The organism is Streptomyces sp. NPDC002573, from assembly GCF_042889625.1.
Taxonomy (GTDB): Bacteria; Actinomycetota; Actinomycetes; order Streptomycetales; family Streptomycetaceae; genus Streptomyces; species Streptomyces gibsoniae.
The window spans coordinates 38361-54673 of record NZ_JBIARC010000050.1; the positions used below are offsets into that span (position 1 = coordinate 38361).

13 protein-coding genes and 2 pseudogenes are annotated in these 16313 nt (G+C 70.6%); 10 read left to right on the plus strand and 5 right to left on the minus strand.

Going from position 1 to position 16313, the window contains the following annotated elements; translation table 11 throughout:
- Nucleotides 1-82: 82 nt before the first annotated feature.
- Nucleotides 83-1150 carry an NAD(P)-dependent alcohol dehydrogenase gene (locus tag ACFYX0_RS34120; protein WP_388976302.1) on the minus strand — a complete coding sequence of 356 codons (1068 nt, stop codon included), beginning with the start codon at nucleotides 1148-1150 and terminating at the stop codon, nucleotides 83-85.
- A 247-nt stretch (nucleotides 1151-1397) separates the two neighbouring features.
- Between ACFYX0_RS34120 and ACFYX0_RS34125 the strand changes: the two genes are divergently transcribed.
- From ACFYX0_RS34125 to ACFYX0_RS34140, 4 genes are all read left to right on the plus strand, one after another.
- Nucleotides 1398-2780, plus strand: a complete 1383-nt coding sequence (locus ACFYX0_RS34125; protein ID WP_388976248.1) for an NADP-dependent succinic semialdehyde dehydrogenase — start codon at nucleotides 1398-1400, stop codon at nucleotides 2778-2780.
- Between the two features lie 90 nt (nucleotides 2781-2870).
- On the plus strand, nucleotides 2871-3779 hold the full coding sequence (locus tag ACFYX0_RS34130) for an NAD(P)-dependent oxidoreductase (protein ID WP_388976251.1): 909 nt from the start codon (nucleotides 2871-2873) through the stop codon (nucleotides 3777-3779).
- Nucleotides 3780-3815: 36 nt separating this feature from the next.
- The gene (locus tag ACFYX0_RS34135; RefSeq protein WP_388976254.1) at nucleotides 3816-4613 is read left to right on the plus strand and encodes a maleylpyruvate isomerase N-terminal domain-containing protein; all 798 of its coding nucleotides are present in this window, start codon (nucleotides 3816-3818) and stop codon (nucleotides 4611-4613) included.
- Between the two features lie 40 nt (nucleotides 4614-4653).
- The gene (locus tag ACFYX0_RS34140) at nucleotides 4654-5349 is read left to right on the plus strand and encodes a type 1 glutamine amidotransferase domain-containing protein (RefSeq protein ID WP_388976257.1); all 696 of its coding nucleotides are present in this window, start codon (nucleotides 4654-4656) and stop codon (nucleotides 5347-5349) included.
- 666 nt (nucleotides 5350-6015) lie between these two features.
- Here the strand turns inward: ACFYX0_RS34140 and ACFYX0_RS34145 are convergent.
- The 3 genes and pseudogenes from ACFYX0_RS34145 to ACFYX0_RS34155 all read right to left on the minus strand — a co-directional run.
- Nucleotides 6016-6732, minus strand: a pseudogene (locus ACFYX0_RS34145) (LysM peptidoglycan-binding domain-containing protein); the annotation flags it as partial.
- A pseudogene (locus tag ACFYX0_RS34150) lies at nucleotides 6732-7168 on the minus strand (phage tail protein). The pseudogenes ACFYX0_RS34150 and ACFYX0_RS34145, both read right to left, overlap by 1 nt.
- Before the next feature lie 870 nt (nucleotides 7169-8038).
- Entirely contained in the window at nucleotides 8039-9478 is a 1440-nt protein-coding gene (locus tag ACFYX0_RS34155; protein ID WP_355905006.1) for a gamma-aminobutyraldehyde dehydrogenase, read from the minus strand.
- Nucleotides 9479-9643: 165 nt separating this feature from the next.
- On the opposite strand from ACFYX0_RS34155, the gene ACFYX0_RS34160 reads away from it, so the two are divergent.
- The 6 genes from ACFYX0_RS34160 (at nucleotide 9644) to ACFYX0_RS34185 (ending at nucleotide 15192) form a co-directional block, all read left to right on the plus strand.
- Nucleotides 9644-10159 (plus strand): Lrp/AsnC family transcriptional regulator, encoded by a 516-nt coding sequence (locus ACFYX0_RS34160; protein ID WP_355905003.1) that lies wholly within the window; start codon nucleotides 9644-9646, stop codon nucleotides 10157-10159.
- Entirely contained in the window at nucleotides 10144-11526 is a 1383-nt protein-coding gene (locus tag ACFYX0_RS34165; protein WP_388976260.1) for an aspartate aminotransferase family protein, read from the plus strand. The genes ACFYX0_RS34160 and ACFYX0_RS34165 overlap by 16 nt, the downstream gene beginning before the upstream one ends.
- 238 nt (nucleotides 11527-11764) lie before the next feature.
- The gene (locus tag ACFYX0_RS34170) at nucleotides 11765-12508 is read left to right on the plus strand and encodes an ATP-binding cassette domain-containing protein (protein ID WP_355904998.1); all 744 of its coding nucleotides are present in this window, start codon (nucleotides 11765-11767) and stop codon (nucleotides 12506-12508) included.
- Complete coding sequence (locus ACFYX0_RS34175) at nucleotides 12490-13731, plus strand: hypothetical protein (protein WP_388976263.1); 1242 nt, start codon at nucleotides 12490-12492, stop codon at nucleotides 13729-13731. The genes ACFYX0_RS34170 and ACFYX0_RS34175 overlap by 19 nt, the downstream gene beginning before the upstream one ends.
- Before the next feature lie 138 nt (nucleotides 13732-13869).
- Complete coding sequence (locus ACFYX0_RS34180) at nucleotides 13870-14277, plus strand: VOC family protein (RefSeq protein ID WP_311699531.1); 408 nt, start codon at nucleotides 13870-13872, stop codon at nucleotides 14275-14277.
- Nucleotides 14278-14532: 255 nt separating this feature from the next.
- Nucleotides 14533-15192, plus strand: a complete 660-nt coding sequence (locus tag ACFYX0_RS34185) for an LAETG motif-containing sortase-dependent surface protein (RefSeq protein WP_355904992.1) — start codon at nucleotides 14533-14535, stop codon at nucleotides 15190-15192.
- A gap of 89 nt (nucleotides 15193-15281) precedes the next feature.
- On the opposite strand, the gene ACFYX0_RS34190 is transcribed toward ACFYX0_RS34185, so the two are convergent.
- Complete coding sequence (locus tag ACFYX0_RS34190; protein ID WP_388976266.1) at nucleotides 15282-16313, minus strand: ABC transporter ATP-binding protein; 1032 nt, start codon at nucleotides 16311-16313, stop codon at nucleotides 15282-15284.

The following is a 16313-nucleotide window of genomic DNA, read 5'->3' on the forward strand; positions in this document are numbered from 1 at the left end:
GGTGTGAGGGGTGTGGCCGGTCCTCCGCGCGGAGAGGCCGCACCCCCGCGCCGGAGACCGTCCACGCCGCGCTCTGCGGGCTTCATTCGAAGACGATGACCAGGCGTCCGACGACGTCGCCGCGGCCCAGGGCCTCCAGGTTCTCGTTGATGTCTTCGAGCCTCACTTTGGTGACGTTGTGTCTGACGAGGCCGGCTTCGGCGAGGGAGAGCACCTCGACGAGGTCCATGTGGTTGCCCCAGAAGGAACCCAGGTAGGACAACTCCATGCCGACGAAGGGGAACTGACGGTGCTCGACGCGATGGCTCATGAGGCCTACGGCCGCCAGCGCGCCTTCGGGGCCCAGCAGCCCGAACCCCATGGACACGGACGCGTCGCTGCCGACGCAGTCCAGAATGGCGTCGATCGCCCTCCGGCCGGTCAGCCGCTCCAGTTCGTCCTGGATGGCGTCGGTGGACTTGTCCCTGACGTTGATCCCGTGGTCCGCGCCGTTCTCCTTCGCCACGTCCAGCTTGCTGTCCGTGCGCGCGAGTGCCACCACGGTCGCGCCGCCTCCGAGCAGTTTCGCGTACTGGACCGCGTAGCTGCCCAGCCCGCCGATGCCCGTGACGGCGACGGTGCGTCCCGGGCCGAGCTTGCCTGCGTCCCGGAGCTTCCTCATCCCCCGGTACGGGGTCATGCCCGCGTCGGTCATGGGGGCCAGGAGCTCAGGCGCCTTCGCGGCGTCCTCTGAGACCGGGATGGCGTGGCGGTACTGCACGGCCATGTACTCGGCGAAGCCCCCGGGCGGGCCGAAGCCCACCCACCGACCGTTACCGCTGCACAACTGCTCGTTGCCTTCGCGGCACTGCCGGCAGGTGCCGTCTCCCCAGCTGGGATTGACGACCACCATGTCGCCCTCCGAGTAGCCCACTTCCTTCGGTACGCCGCTGCCCAGTCCGGCCACCCGGCCCGTGACCTCATGGCCGGGAATATAGGGAAGCGCGACGGGGAACGGACCCTTGAAATAGCCGTCGAGGAGCTGGTAGTCGCTTCGGCACATTCCCGTGGCAGCGACCTTCAGGAGAATCTGGTCCGGCCCGGGCTGGGGCACGGGCACCTCTTCGATGCGAAGGGGTTCCTGGTATTCGTACATCCGGGCTGCTCGCATCTGCACCACGTGCGCCTCGCTCTCGCCGGCAAGCGGAACAGCGGCCCGGGCCGTGCGGCGTGGGCAGGAATCGGGTTCTGGCATCGGTCACCGCGGCCGCCGCTGCGGATATCACCATGGTCTCGTGTCTGCACCTGCCGCGCATTCCGGTGCCCTGCCGGATGATCGGCAGCGGGTGTACATGAAGGGCGAGATTAGGGCAAATGGGTGAATTGACGGACTTATCGAGTGGTCCTACGGTGGATTCATGGCTATCGCAACGACGAGTCCTGTGACAGGGGAGGTCCTCAGGAGGTTCGACGAACTGACTCCCGATGAACTTGAGGACAAGCTCGCCCGGGCGGCGGCCGCGGCCGCCTCGTACCGGCTGACGAGCCCCGAGGAACGGGCCGGATGGCTGCAGCATGCGGCCGAGCGCCTGGAGAAGGAGATCGAGAGCGTCAGCCGGATGATCACCACGGAGATGGGCAAGACCTTCCGTGCGGCGGAGGAGGAAGTGGTCAAGTGCGTCCGCGGGCTGCGTTTCTACGCCACCGAGGGCCCCGCGTTCCTACGGGACCTCAGCGGTGACAGCGGGCGCGTGGGCGCGAAGCAGACCTTCGTGACGTACCAGCCGATCGGTCCGGTGCTCGCGGTGATGCCGTGGAACCTGCCGCTGTGGCAGGCCATGCGGTTCGCCGCGCCCGCCCTGATGGCGGGGAACGTGGGTCTGCTCAAGCACGCCTCGAACGTGCCGCAGTGCGCCCTGTACCTGGAAGAACTCTTCCGTGACGCGGGCTTCCCGGACGACGTGTTCCAGACCCTGCTGATCTCCGCGGGAAGGGTGGAGCAGGTGCTGCGCGACCCGCGGGTGGCGGCCGCGACGCTCACGGGCAGTGAACCGGCGGGGCGGTCGGTGGCCACCATCGCCGGCAACGAGATCAAGAAGGTCGTCCTCGAACTGGGCGGTTCGGACCCGTTCATCGTCATGCCCTCCACGAATCTGGATCGGGCCACCGATGTCGCGGTCAAGGCGCGGTGCCTGAACAACGGGCAGTCGTGCATCAACGGCAAGCGGTTCTTCGTGCACCAGGACATCGGTGACGCGTTCATCGAGATGTTCGTGACGAAGATGGACGCGCTGGTGGTGGGCGACCCGATGGACGAGGGCACCGACGTCGGTCCGCTGGCCACCGAGTCCGGCCGGCGGGACGTGGAGTCCTACGTCGACGACGCCGTGAGCAAGGGCGCGACGGTGCTGCTCGGCGGCGAACGGCCGCCCGGGCCCGGCTGGTTCTACCCGCCCACCGTGCTGACCGGCATCACGCCGGAGATGAACATGTACCACGAGGAGGTCTTCGGCCCCGTGGCGCAGGTGTGGACGGTCCCCTCCCTGGAGGAGGCCCTGCGGGAGGCCAACGGCCACCCCTACGGCCTCGGGTCGAACCTGTGGAGCGAGGACCAGGACGAACGCGAACTGTTCGTCCGCGATGTGCAGTCGGGCATGGCCTTCATCAACGGCAACACGACCAGCTACCCCGAGATCCCGTTCGGTGGCGTCAAACGCAGCGGCTACGGACGCGAGCTGTCCGACCTCGGCATGCGGGAGTTCATGAACGCCAAGACCGTCTGGGTCGGCCAGGACGCCTGAACACCCGGGTACCTTGCGGCAGCCGACACCACGGTCATGCGCGCCGGACGTCGCGGCGCGCATGACCGTGGAGCGCATGGAGGCGCGACGATGAGCAGAGCGAACCGGACGCCGTCGTCCGGACAGAAAAAGCCCGTGGTCGCGGTGCTCGGCACGGGCACCATGGGAGAGGCCATGGCACGCAACATCGCGGCGGCGGGACTGGGACTGCGGGCGTGGAACCGCAACCGCGCCCGCGCCGAACCGCTGGCCGACATCGGCGCCACGGTGTGCGACACACCGGCCGAGGCCTGCCGCGGGGCCGACGTCGTACTGACCGCGCTCGCGAACGAGAAGGTGGTCGCCGACGTGATGGACCAGGCCCGCGACGGCCTGGGCGGCCACCCGGTGTGGGTGCAGACCTGCACGGTCTCCCCGGACGGGGGTCGCCGTCTCGCGGAACAGGCGACCCGCCTGAACATCCCGTACGTCGAGGCGCCCCTCCTCGGCACCAAGGAACCGGCCGTGTCCGGCACCCTGACCATCCCGGCCGCCTCCCCCCAGCGGGAGGCACGGGAAGAGGTGCGACCGGTCCTGGAGGCGGTGGCATCACGCATCATGTGGCTCGACGAGGTAGGCCAGCCAAGCAGCCTCAAGCTCGCCTACAACGCGTGGGTCCTGACCACTGTCGAGGGGATCGCGGAGTCCCTCACCCTCGCCGACACCCTGGGGTTGGACCCTCATCTGGTCATCGACGTCATCGACGGCAGCGGCCTCAACAGCACCTACGTACAGAGCAAGGGCCCGATGATGATCGACGACGACCTCGACACGCCCTCCTTCCCCCTTGAGGCGGCGGACAAGGACGCCGGCCTGATCACCGACACCGCCCGGGCCGTCGGCCTGCACCTGGGCATCGCGGAAGTCGTACGCGAACGCCTCGACCGCGCGGCCGACGACGGACTCGGCCGCGCGGACGTCGCCGCGACCTACCGTGTGTCCCGCCACGCCACATCCTGACCGGACCGTCCCTTCGAGGGAGGCGAGGGAGGAACGATGACCCGTGCCGGCCTCGCCGCCGCGCGTTCGAGCACCGCGCAACTGGCGGGGATCATCCCCCGGATGAGCGACGAGCAGTGGGAGCTGCCGTCGGCGTGCGACGGCTGGCGCGTCATCGACGTGGTGGCCCATCTCGCGGCCCTCGCCTCCGAGGCGGTGGACCCGCCGCCGCCCGACCCGTCGCTGCCGAAGAACCGCGAGCGCTACCACGACCTGCGCGTCGACCAACGTCGCGGCTGGAGCCATGCCCAGGTCCTCGACGAGTGGCGGTGCAGCACCCCCCGGCAGCTGGACCTCCTGGAGGCGGCCCAGGAACCGCCCGGGGCCGACGAGCCCGTCGACGTGCCCGGGCTCGGGAGGTACCCGCGCCACCTCCTGGCGAACACCATGGCGTTCAACGTCTTCTGCCACCTGCGCAACGACATGCTCGCCCCGGACGGCCCGCTCCCGTTCACGCTGCCGGAAGCGACCGACGACCAGGTCGCCCCAGCCGTCGAGTTCATGCTCGCCGGCCTCCCCCAGATGCAGGGGCCCGAACTCACCGCCACCGTCGAGCGGCCCCTCGTCCTCGACCTGACCGGGCCGGGCGCCACCACCGTCACCGTCCTCCCCGCGACCGGGCCGGACGGCCGGCTGACCGTGGCACCCGGTGCGGACGCCACCACCCAGGTCCACAGCACGGCACTCGACTTCATCGTGTGGGCCACCACCCGCAAGCCCTGGCGCGACCACTGCCGCATCACGGGGGACGCCTCCGCCGCGACACCGTTCCTCGACCACCTCGACATCATCTAGCAGAGCGGTCCCAGCGCAACGTCTTCCGGAGGAGCGTCCTATGGCCAAGATCCTTTGCGTGCTGACCGGCGCGAGCTACTGGACCCTGAAGGACGGGCACCGACACCCCACCGGGTACTGGGCCGAGGAGTTCGTGGCTCCGTACACCGTGTTCACCGACGCCGGACACGAGGTCACCGTGGCAACTCCGCGTGGCGTCGTCCCGGTTGTGGACACGATGAGCCTGGAGCCCCGGATGGCGGGCGGCGAGGACAACGCCCTGCGGCAGGAGGCCGTCATCGAGTCGGCGGACGAGCTGCGGCATCCCGTCTCCCTCAAGGACGTGCGCCTCGAGGACTACGACGCGGTCTACTACCCCGGGGGCCACGGCCCGATGGAAGACCTCTCGGTCGACCCCGACTCCGGGGCGCTGCTGCGCAAGGCACTCGCGTCCGGTAACCCCCTCGGCATCGTCTGCCACGCCCCGGCCGCCCTCCTCGCGACCCGTGACGCGAACGGCGACACGCCCTTCGCGAACTACCGGGTGACGGGTTTCTGCAACGAGGAGGAGGCCGGCGTCGGTTTCGCCGACAAGGCCAAGTGGCTGCTGGAGGACGAGTTGAAGAAGCTGCCCACCCACTATTCGCGGGGTCCCGCCTGGGAGCCGTACACGGTCGTGGACCGCACCCTCTTCACAGGGCAGAACCCCGCTTCCTCGGGTCCTCTCGCCAAAGAGCTCGTCGAGGCTCTGTCCTGACCCGGGGGGAGGCCAGGGCGGGGTCAGCCCTTGGCGGCGGGGACGGTCTTGCCGTGGTCGACGACGATCTCCTGCTTGATGCCGAACCAGACACCGCCCACGTTCTCACCGCTCGGCGTGACCTCGGCCGGGCGCCGTGTGTTCGCCAGCTGCTCCGAGACGGACGCGTCGTCGGGGAAGGCCATCTGCACCGAGTCGGTGACATCGGCCCCGCCCATCGGGGGCCGGCCGCCCCGAGGGGAGACGAGGTCGACCGCATGCGCCGCCGGCGTGCTGTCGGAGGGAGCGCCCGAGGCGGTGCGCAAGGCCGTGAACTGCAGCGACCTGCCGATGCCGTCGGCGTCGGCCTCCAGCGCCGTGACCTCCCCGATGAGCAGGGGGGCGGCCAGCCGTGCCGTCCGTGTACGGAACCAGCTCCACCCGCGCGCCGACCGTGAGGGCCGGCAGCAGGCCCAGGAGATCGCGCGCCGGATCGCTGAAGACCAGCCGGAAGGCGGCCGGTACGTTCACACTCGTGTCGATCCAGGCGGAGACCAGCCGTCCGGCCACCTGGTCGGGCAGCGGGGCGCCCCCGACCTTCACCTTCAGGACGGTCGTATAGGACTTCATGTATGAGCCTTCACATCTGAGTCCGCGAGTGCGGTCGTCATGCCGACGTACGCCCCGCCGGATGTCGTCGGCCGCCGGCAGCAGCAGTTCCGTGCCGGGTCGCAGCCGCATGGGGTCGTCTATGCCGTTGGCCTCGGCGATGGCCCGCCACTGTGTGGCGGCCCCGTACTCGCGCCAGGCCAGGGAGGGCAGGGAGTCGCCGGCCACCACACGATGGACCCGCTGCGTCCGCAGGGTGCCGGAGGTCGGGTTCTGCCCCTTCGTCGGTGTCGGGATCTCTCTGAGGGACAGACGGCAGGTGGCTCGCAGGGGCTCGCCGGTCGGGCTGAACAGGGAGTAGGCGGCGTTGACGCTCTCGACGTACGCCGTGAACTGGACCGTGCTGAATCCGCCCCACGAGAAGCGCACCCAGGGCGGCGACGGCCGGTTCGTCGGGAGCGTCTGCGGATCCACCTCGCAGCAGGAGAGCAGCTTCTCCACCTGCTGCCGGACGCGCGGACTGCCGGGCGAGGCGGAGGCGTCGAGGAAGACCTCGACGGACAGTGAGGCGGGCTCCGCACCGGAGAACTCCTGCTGCGCGCCGCGGTCGAAGCCGACGGCACGCTGGGTCTGCCAGGAGGCCGAGCGCGACAGCTCCATCTGGTGCGGGTTGAACTGGAACTCGACCTCGCCGATCCGTCCGCCCATGGCCCGGCTGGATCCGCTCGGCGGATGGTGGATGGCGAGCCGGGCCCGCACGAGGCTCTTGTTGGCGCTGCCTGTTGCGGGCGGCATCAGGCCCCCTGGGCGTCGGTGAAGCCGTGGTGGGCGATTTCCAGGGTCTCGGTGGCGGCTCCGGGGCTTGCCGGGTCCAGGTTGGGCCCCTGCCGCCGCACGGGCAGGACCTCGACGAGCTCCCACCGAGCGACCACCGAACCGTCCGCCCTCAGGGCGGCGATCTGGCCCGTCGGCCGGGCGATGCCCGTCGCGATGGACGAGATCCACGCCGCGGCCTTGGTGGTGTCGGGGGTGAGCGGTCGGGTCAGTCGGATGTTCGAGTACGTGACCGCGAGGGCAGTTGCCAGACGAACCCGTAGTTGCCCCCCTCTTCACGCTGCTCCACCTGCACCTCGGAGGCGAGCCCCTCACAGCTGTTGAAGAGACCGAGGTCCAGGCCGTCGATCGACAGCCGGAAGAAGACGGTGGAGGCCGGGTCTTGAGGGGTGGGCATGGGTGGTTCCTTGCGTCCGGGGGCAGTGGTGGGGTCACGAGGGGTCGCGGAGACGCCCGATGCGTTCGCGGTCACCGCGGAGTTCGGAGCGGAGAAGACGCGACAGGGGCTCCAGAAGGGAACGGGCGAGAGCGTCCAGGTACTCAGGGGAAAGCGGAGGGGACACGGGTCCCGATGGACCAGGAGTGCCCGGGGATCCGGGGACCTGAGCGCTGCGCTGAACGGAGGACTTCGATTCCGGACGCTGTACGGGGAGGGAGTGGCCGGGCGCCGACTGCGTCGGGGGCGTCCGCCCGGTGCCCGGTACGGCGGAGCGTGCGCCCGGAGAGGCCCGTCCGGCGGACGGGGCGAGCGGCGAAGTGGGGCGTGACGGTTCAGATGCGGACCGTGACGGTTCACCGGACCGCTGGACGACGGCGGGAGCGGACCGAACCACTGCCGCAGCGGCCACGGGTGAGGACGGAGCAGCGATCACCGGCGACGGAGCCGCCGGGCGAGCCTGCCACGTAGGCGGCAGGCACGCCGCAGCCGGCGAGCGCGCCGAGCACCGCGCCCCCGCCCAGGGAGCGCAGGAGGGAGCGGCGGGAGAGCTGGGGAGTCTTCGGAATCCGGGGCTTCCCGGAAGCATGCCGTCCACGCCGCCACCAGGACAATCGACGCCGCGTCGAGCGCCCCCGCGGGAACCCGACACCCTGTCGATCAGCCGATGGCGACCGGAAGCCGGCGCGGGTCCACGGCCGTACGGCGCGCGGTCACGCGAAGGCCCCGCACGGGTCAACTCCCGTGCGGGGCCGCGCAGCTGGCGTATCGGTGCCCGCGCCTACGAGCGCTCGCGCATCAGCGTGTACGCGCGCGCCCGTGCAGGCGTTCTCAGGCGTCCAGCGAGGTCATCACGTGCTTGATGCGCGTGTAGTCCTCGAAGCCGTACCCCGACAGGTCCTTGCCGTAGCCGGACTTCTTGAAGCCGCCGTGCGGCATCTCCGCGACCAGCGGGATGTGCGTGTTGATCCACACACAGCCGAAGTCGAGCGCCTTGGACAGCCGCATCGCGCGCGCGTGGTCCTTCGTCCACACCGAGGACGCGAGGGCGTAGTCGACGCCGTTGGCCCACTCCACGGCCTGCGCCTCGTCCGTGAAGGACTGGACGGTGATGACCGGGCCGAAGACCTCGTGCTGGATGATCTCGTCCTCCTGCTTGAGGCCCGAGACGACGGTCGGCGCGTAGAAGTAGCCCTTGTCGCCGACGCGGTGACCGCCGGTCTCGACCTTGGCGTGCGCGGGGAGGCGCTCGATGAAGCCGGAGACCTGCTGGAGCTGGTTCGGGTTGTTGAGGGGCCCGTAGAGCACGTCCTCGTCGTCCGGCTGGCCCGTCTTCGTCTCGGCGGCGGCCTTGGCGAGCGCGGCGACGAACTCGTCGTGGATGGACTCGTGGACGAGGACGCGGGTGGCGGCCGTGCAGTCCTGGCCGGCGTTGAAGAAGCCCGCGACCGAGATGTCCTCGACCGCCTTGGCGATGTCGGTGTCCTCGAAGACGACGACCGGCGCCTTGCCGCCGAGCTCCAGGTGGACCCGCTTGACGTCCTTGGCCGCGGACTCGGCGACCGACATGCCGGCGCGCACGGAGCCGGTGATGGAGGCCATCGCCGGGGTCGGGTGCTCGACCATCAGGCGGCCGGTGTCGCGGTCGCCGCAGATGACGTTGAAGACGCCCTTGGGCAGGACCGAGCCGATGATGTCGGCGATCAGCACCGTGGAGGCCGGGGTGGTGTCCGACGGCTTCAGCACGACCGTGTTGCCCGCCGCGATCGCCGGGGCGAACTTCCACACGGCCATCATCATCGGGTAGTTCCACGGCGCGACCTGCGCGCAGACGCCGACCGGCTCACGGCGGACGATCGAGGTCATCCCCTCCATGTACTCGCCGGCCGAGCGGCCCTCCAGCATCCGGGCCGCGCCCGCGAAGAAGCGGATCTGGTCGACCATCGGCGGGATCTCCTCCGACCGGGTCAGCCCGGTCGGCTTGCCGGTGTTCTCGACCTCGGCCGCGATCAGTTCCTCGGCGCGCTCCTCGAAAGCGTCAGCGATCTTGAGGAGGGCCTTCTGGCGTTCGGCGGGGGTGGTGTCACGCCAGGCCGGGAAGGCCGCGGCGGCGGCGGCCATCGCGGCGTCGACGTCCGCCTGCCCGGACAGTGGGGCTGTCGCGTACGCCTCACCGGTCGCGGGGTTGACCACCTCGGTGGTCCGGCCGTCGGCGGCGTCGCGGAATTCGCCGTCGATGTAGTTGCGCAGACGACGCAGCTCGGTGCTCACTGCGGGCCCTCCAAGTTCGGGTGTCCAATCGCTGAGACGTCCACCCTAATCCGTGCACCCACGTTTTCAACAGCCCCGATCGCGCCACGGCTGCGAAATCCGCAGGCTTCCATCACTGAAACAACGAATTTCATTGATTGAGCCTTGCGAAACTGTCGAGACGTCGTGCACAGTGAGGTCGTGGCCAGTCGAAGCGCAGACCAGAGGGACTCCCGCGAGTCCAGGAACGGCACCCCCCAGCTGGATGCCGTATCCCTCGCCATCATCGAGCAGCTCCAGGAGGACGGCCGTCGGCCGTACGCCGCGATCGGCAAGGCCGTCGGCCTGTCCGAGGCGGCCGTGCGCCAGCGCGTCCAGAAGCTGCTCGACCAGGGCGTGATGCAGATCGTCGCCGTCACGGACCCGCTCACCGTGGGCTTCCGCCGGCAGGCGATGGTCGGCATCCACGTCGAGGGCGAGGTCGAGTCCGTCGCCGACGCGCTGGCCGCCATGTCCGAATGCGAGTACGTGGTGATGACCGCAGGCTCGTTCGACCTGATGGTGGAGATCGTCTGCGAGGACGACGACCACCTGCTGGATGTCATCAACAAACGCATCCGGGCCCTCCCCGGCGTGCGCTCCACCGAGAGCTTCGTCTACCTCAAGCTCAAGAAGCAGACCTACATGTGGGGAACCCGATAGCCGTGAGTACCAAGGACCTCAGCAAGACCGCGTACGACCACCTGTGGATGCACTTCACCCGCATGTCCTCGTACGAGAACGCGCCCGTACCGACCATCGTGCGGGGCGAGGGCACCTACATCTACGACGACAAGGGCAAGCGCTACCTCGACGGTCTCGCCGGTCTGTTCGTGGTCCAGGCGGGCCACGGCCGCACCGAACTGGCCGAGACGGCGTTCAAGCAGGCGCAGGAACTGGCCTTCTTCCCGGTGTGGTCCTACGCCCACCCGAAGGCCGTGGAGCTGGCGGAGCGCCTGGCCCACCACGCGCCCGGCGACCTGAACAAGGTCTTCTTCACCACGGGTGGCGGCGAGGCGGTGGAGACCGCCTGGAAGCTGGCCAAGCAGTACTTCAAGCTGGTCGGCAAGCCCACCAAGTACAAGGTCATCTCGCGCGCGGTCGCCTACCACGGCACCCCGCAGGGCGCGCTGTCCATCACCGGCCTGCCGGGTCTGAAGGCCCCCTTCGAGCCGCTGGTCCCGGGCGCGCACAAGGTCCCGAACACCAACATCTACCGCGCCCCGATCTTCGGTGACGACCCGGAGGCCTTCGGCCGCTGGGCCGCCGACCAGATCGAGCAGCAGATCCTCTTCGAGGGCCCGGAGACGGTGGCCGCGGTCTTCCTGGAGCCGGTGCAGAACGCCGGCGGCTGCTTCCCGCCGCCGCCCGGCTACTTCCAGCGGGTCCGCGAGATCTGCGACCAGTACGACGTGCTGCTCGTGTCGGACGAGGTCATCTGCGCCTTCGGCCGCCTCGGCACGATGTTCGCGTGCGACAAGTTCGACTACGTGCCGGACATGATCACCTGCGCCAAGGGCATGACCTCCGGTTACTCCCCGATCGGCGCCTGCATCATCTCCGACCGCCTGGCCGAGCCCTTCTACAAGGGTGACAACACCTTCCTGCACGGCTACACCTTCGGTGGCCACCCGGTGTCGGCCGCGGTGGGCCTCGCCAACCTCGACCTGTTCGAGCGCGAGAACCTCAACCAGCACGTGCTCGACAACGAGGGCGCGTTCCTGTCCACGCTGCAGAAGCTGCACGACCTGCCGATCGTCGGCGACGTCCGCGGCAACGGCTTCTTCTACGGCATCGAGCTGGTCAAGGACAAGAACACCAAGGAGTCCTTCAACGACGAGGAGACCGAGCGCGTCCTGTACGGCTTCCTCTCCAAGGCGCTGTTCGAGAACGGTCTGTACTGCCGTGCCGACGACCGCGGCGACCCGGTCGTCCAGCTCGCGCCGCCGCTGATCTCCGACCAGAAGACGTTCGACGAGATCGAGCAGATCCTGCGCGCGACGCTGACGGAGGCCTGGACCAAGCTCTGAAACATCCCGAGGTTCCGATCGCCCAGCTGGCTGATTCATCCTTCTGGATGATCAACAAACGGCCCCGTGCCGCCCGTTCGAGTGAGAAACGGCGGTCCGGGGCCGTTGCTGTTCCTGGCTTCCGGTGCCGTCTGCCTAGCGTGCGAAGTGACCGATCGGCCCCGCCTTCGTTCCCCCGAACGGGTTCCCCGGACGGGGATCGGCACGGGAAAAACGGATCTGAACCGAGGTGTACGCGATGGTGGCCCCTCCGGACAACGACGTGCTCTGGGCGCACGCCCTGCACTTCCAGCACAATGGTTCGCCCGCGCTCTGCGGTGTCTCCGTGGGGGTGCGGGAGGGCGAGATCCTGGCCGTCACCGGCCCGCGGGGGAGCGGCAAGACGACCCTCCTGCAGTGCCTGGCGGGGCTGCTGCCCACCCAGCGGGGCGAGGTCTGGTTCAACAGCACACCGGTGCACACCATGGGCTCGTTCAGCCGTGAACGGCTGCGCCGCGACCGCTTCGGCTGGATCGACCCGGTGCCGCTGCTCGTACCCGAACTGAACGTGTGGGAGAACACCGCCCTGCCACTGATGCTGCGCGGTACCGGCCGCCGCCGGGCCAGGACCGCGGCCCTGGAGTGGCTGGAGCGGCTCGACATCGGCGGCTGCGCCCGCAGGCGCCCGGACGAGCTGACCGGGGCCGAACGGCAGCGGCTCGCGGTGGCGCGGGCGCTCGCCGCGTGCCCGACCGTGCTCTTCGCGGACGAGCCGACCGCCACCCTGCACCGCTCCGAGGCCGCCCAGGTGCTGCGCACCCTCACCGCGGCGGCCCGCTCGCACGGCATCACGGTCGTCCTGGCCACGCTGCACCCGGACGTCGCGGCCCTCGCCGACCGTACGGTGTCCCTGCTGGACGGGCGGCCCGTGACCACGGTTCAGCTGCCTCCGGTCCCGGAGGCGGAGACGGAAGGCCGACCGGCGTGCTCGCTCTCCGTCTAGCCCGCGGGGCCCGCCCCCAGGTCCAGCTGTGCCGGCTGCTGGTCGCGGCGGCCTCGGCCGGCACGGGTCTGCTGCTGCTGTGCACGCTGGGATACGCCCTCGCGCACCCGGACGCGCCGGCCGGTTCGGTGCTGCGGCTGGTGTGGTGCGCCGTACCCATGGCCGCCACGGTGTATCTCGCGGTCTCCGTCGCCCGCACGGACCCCGGCACCCGCCCCCGGTCCGGTCTCGCCGCCATCGGCCTCGGGCCCGTCCGGCTGATGGCCCTGTCGGCCGTGACCACGGCCCTGTCGACCGCGCTCGGTTCGCTGCTGGCGCTGCTGGCCTTCCTGCATCTGCGCGGCGATCTGCCCTGGACGCCGTTCGGCGGCACGGCGGCCGGGTTCCTCGCCGCGGACGTGCCGCTGCCGCTGCCCGCGGCGCTCACCCTGCTCACGCTGGCGCCGCTCGCGGCGTCCGCGGCGAGCGCGCTCACCCTGCGGCCGAAGGAGGCGGAGGGCCGCCGCACCGCACGCCGCGGCCAGGCGCCGGCCGGCTCCGGCGGCGACGACGCCCCCGAGGACCTGGCCGCCGCTCTGTCGGACGACGTCGTGTCCGACCTGGCCCCCGCGGCCGGGCCCGCGCCGGGCGGACTGCCCTGGGGTGTGGCCGCGATCGCCGCGGGGCTCGCCGTGGAGGCGCACGCGAGCGGCTCGGGCGGGGCGCTGCGCTTCCGGCTGCCCGGCGGGGTCGCGGGCGGTCCCGCCGGGGTCCTGGTGGGCTGGGCGCTGACCGCGCTGGGGCTGGCCCTGGTCGGTCCGGCCCTGGCGTATCTGTGCGGCCGGCTGCTGGAGGCCGTGCGTCCGGGCGCCGTACGGCTGCTCGCGGGGCGCGGACTGCAGCGGGAGGCGGCGCGGATCGGGCGGCCGCTGGGCGTGGTGTGCGCGGTGGCCTCGGGGGCGTACGCCATGACGGCGCCCTACGCCGGTGCGCGGCTGTCCTTCGGGCCGCTCACCACGCTGGGTGCGCTGGTCGTGGTGGGGTGCGCGCTGACGACGCTGGTGACGGCGGCGATCGAGGCGCGGCGGGCGCGCGCCGAGACGGTGGCCGCGCTGGTGCGGCTGGGCGCCCCCGCCACGTTGCTGCGCAGCGCGGCACTGCTCCGGGCGGGCGCCCTGGCCCTGGTGTTCGCGCCGCTGACCTGGGCCGTCGCGGAGCTGGCCGCCATGCCGCTGAGGGGCTGAGCCCGCCCGGGAGAACTTTTTGAAGAAAGAGGGCCGTGCGCCGATGAGTTTCGCCGCGGCCCGCGGTCTCTTCCTCCGTACGGGCCGCCGCACGGAGCGCAACACCGTACACACCGTCACATCACCAGGAGACCGCTCATGTACCAGCAGATGATCTTCGTGAACCTGCCCGTCGTCGACGTCGAGGCGTCGAAGAAGTTCTTCACCGAGCTGGGTTACACGATCAACCCGCAGTTCACCACGGACGACTGCGCCTGTGTCGTCATCAGCGACACCATCATCGCGATGATGCTCAGCAAGCAGCGCTACGCCGACTTCACCAAGAAGGCCATCGCGGACGCGACGAGGACCAGCGAGGTGCTGCTGTGTCTCAGCGCCGAGAGCCGGGAGAAGGTCGACGAGCTGGTGGACCGGGCGCTCGCGGTGGGCGGTTCGGTCGCCGGGGAGACGCAGGACCACGGCTTCATGTACGGCCGTTCCTTCGACGACCTGGACGGCCACACCTGGGAGGTCGTGTGGATGGACCCCGCGGCCGTCCAGGGCTGAGCCCGCGCAGGTGAACGGGGTGCCACTGCGGGGGAAGTCGGTGTGGTCCGGCGGCTGTTCAAACGTCACGGCTGTTAATGACACGGCAAAGACGGGTGTCATGCCGGACATCGGCGTTGACAGCGCTTAGCCGCCGCTTATAAACCTGTTAGCCTGGTGGGGACGCTGTTGTTGGGGCAACGTCCCTGAAACCCCCCGCAGTTGCGCATCACGCGAAGGGCAATCGTGTCCATATCCTCCCGTACCGCACGATCAGTGCGCATCCTCGGCGTCGCCTCCGCCACCGCCGCGCTCGCACTCGGCGTCGCCGGCAACGCGCTCGCCTGCAACATCCGTGACTTCTCCGCCGTCGCGTCCTGCGACACCAAAGGCAAGGGCGTCATCACGGTCACGGACACGGACGCTTCCGGCAAGGAAGCGACCGTCACGGTCTACCTGGAGTTGAACGGCGCCGACGCGAAGCAGGTCGGCGAGCAAACGGTCAAGGGCACCAAGGAAGGTGCGACCGTCTCCTTCTCCGAGGACTGGGCGCCGAAGGCCCAGTACCGCATCCACGTCAACGCGAACAACGGCCAGGTCAACGAGGACGTCTCGCCGAACCTGACCACGCCGGACAAGGCCTGCACCACTTCGGAGACCGCCCCTCCGGCCAGCACTCCCCCGGCCTCGGAGACCCCGAAGCCGTCGGCCACCCCGTCCGCCTCGGAGTCCACCCCGGTGCAGTCGGCGAGCTCGCCCGCCGCTCCGGCCGGTGACAACTCCCCCTCGCCCGCGGCCGGCACCTCCAACCTCGCCGAGACCGGTGCCAGCTCCAGCACGCCGATGATCGCCGGTATCGCCGCCGGTCTGGTCGTCATCGGTGGCGGCGCGGTCTTCTTCGGCATGCGCCGTCGTGGCGCGTCGAAGAGCAACTGACGCACGCGGCAAGCCCGTACGAACGCAACGGCCCGCCCCGGGAGGGGCGGGCCGTTGCGCGTGCCCGGCACCGGACGGCCGGTGCCCGGCTACGGGGCGGATCCGTCCCCGAGGACGACGACCTCGGCCGCGTCGAACACCACCCCGGTCTCGTCGCCGGGCTCCGGTGCGGCCCGTAGCGGACATGCCGTCTCCAGCGCGGGTGCCTGCTCGGGCTGGAGTCTGACGGCGACATGGGTGCCGCGGAAGGTGCGTGCGGTCACCGTGCAGCGCAGTCCTTCGGGGACGGGCACGAGCCGTACTCCGGCGGGCCGTACGAGCAGGCCGCGCGGCCCCTGCGGGGAGCCCTCCGGGACGGGGACCTTGCCCCACGGCGTGTCCGCGGCCTCGCCGGAGACCGTCGCCTCCACCACGTTGTCGAAGCCGAGGAAGCGTGCCACGAACGCGTCCGCGGGCCGCTGCCAGACCTCAAGGGGCGTACCGGACTGGGCGATCCGCCCCTCGCGCATCACCACGACCCGGTCCGCGAGCGCGAAGGCCTCGCCCTGGTCGTGGGTGACCGCGAGCACGGTCGTCCCCAACCGGCCGAACAGCTCCCGCAGTTCGCCGACCAGGCGCTCCCGCAGCGACCGGTCGAGCTGGCCCAGCGGCTCGTCCAGCATCAGCAGCCGGGGCCGGGGAGCGAGCGCACGGGCGAGCGCCACGCGCTGCTGCTCACCGCCGGAGAGCGTGGCGACGGCCCGTCCCGCGGCCCCGGGCAGCCCGACGAGGTCCAGCAACTCCCCCACGCGCCCGTCCCGTTCGCCGCGCGAGACGCCCTGCATCCGCAGCCCGAAGGCGACGTTCCCGCCCACGTCCCGCTGCGGGAACAGCTGGTGGTCCTGGAACATCAGCCCCACCCCGCGCCGGTGCGCAGGCACCCCGGCCAGATCGCGGCCGTCGAGCACCACCCGCCCGGAGTCCAGCGGCTGCAGCCCGGCCACGGTCCGCAGCAGCGTCGACTTGCCGCCGCCGCTGGGCCCGAGCACGCACACCACCTCGTGCTCGGCGACCGCGAGGTCGACCCCGTCGAGCGCGGTGCCTCCCCGGAACCGTACGGTCGCCCGCTCAAGCGTGAGCAT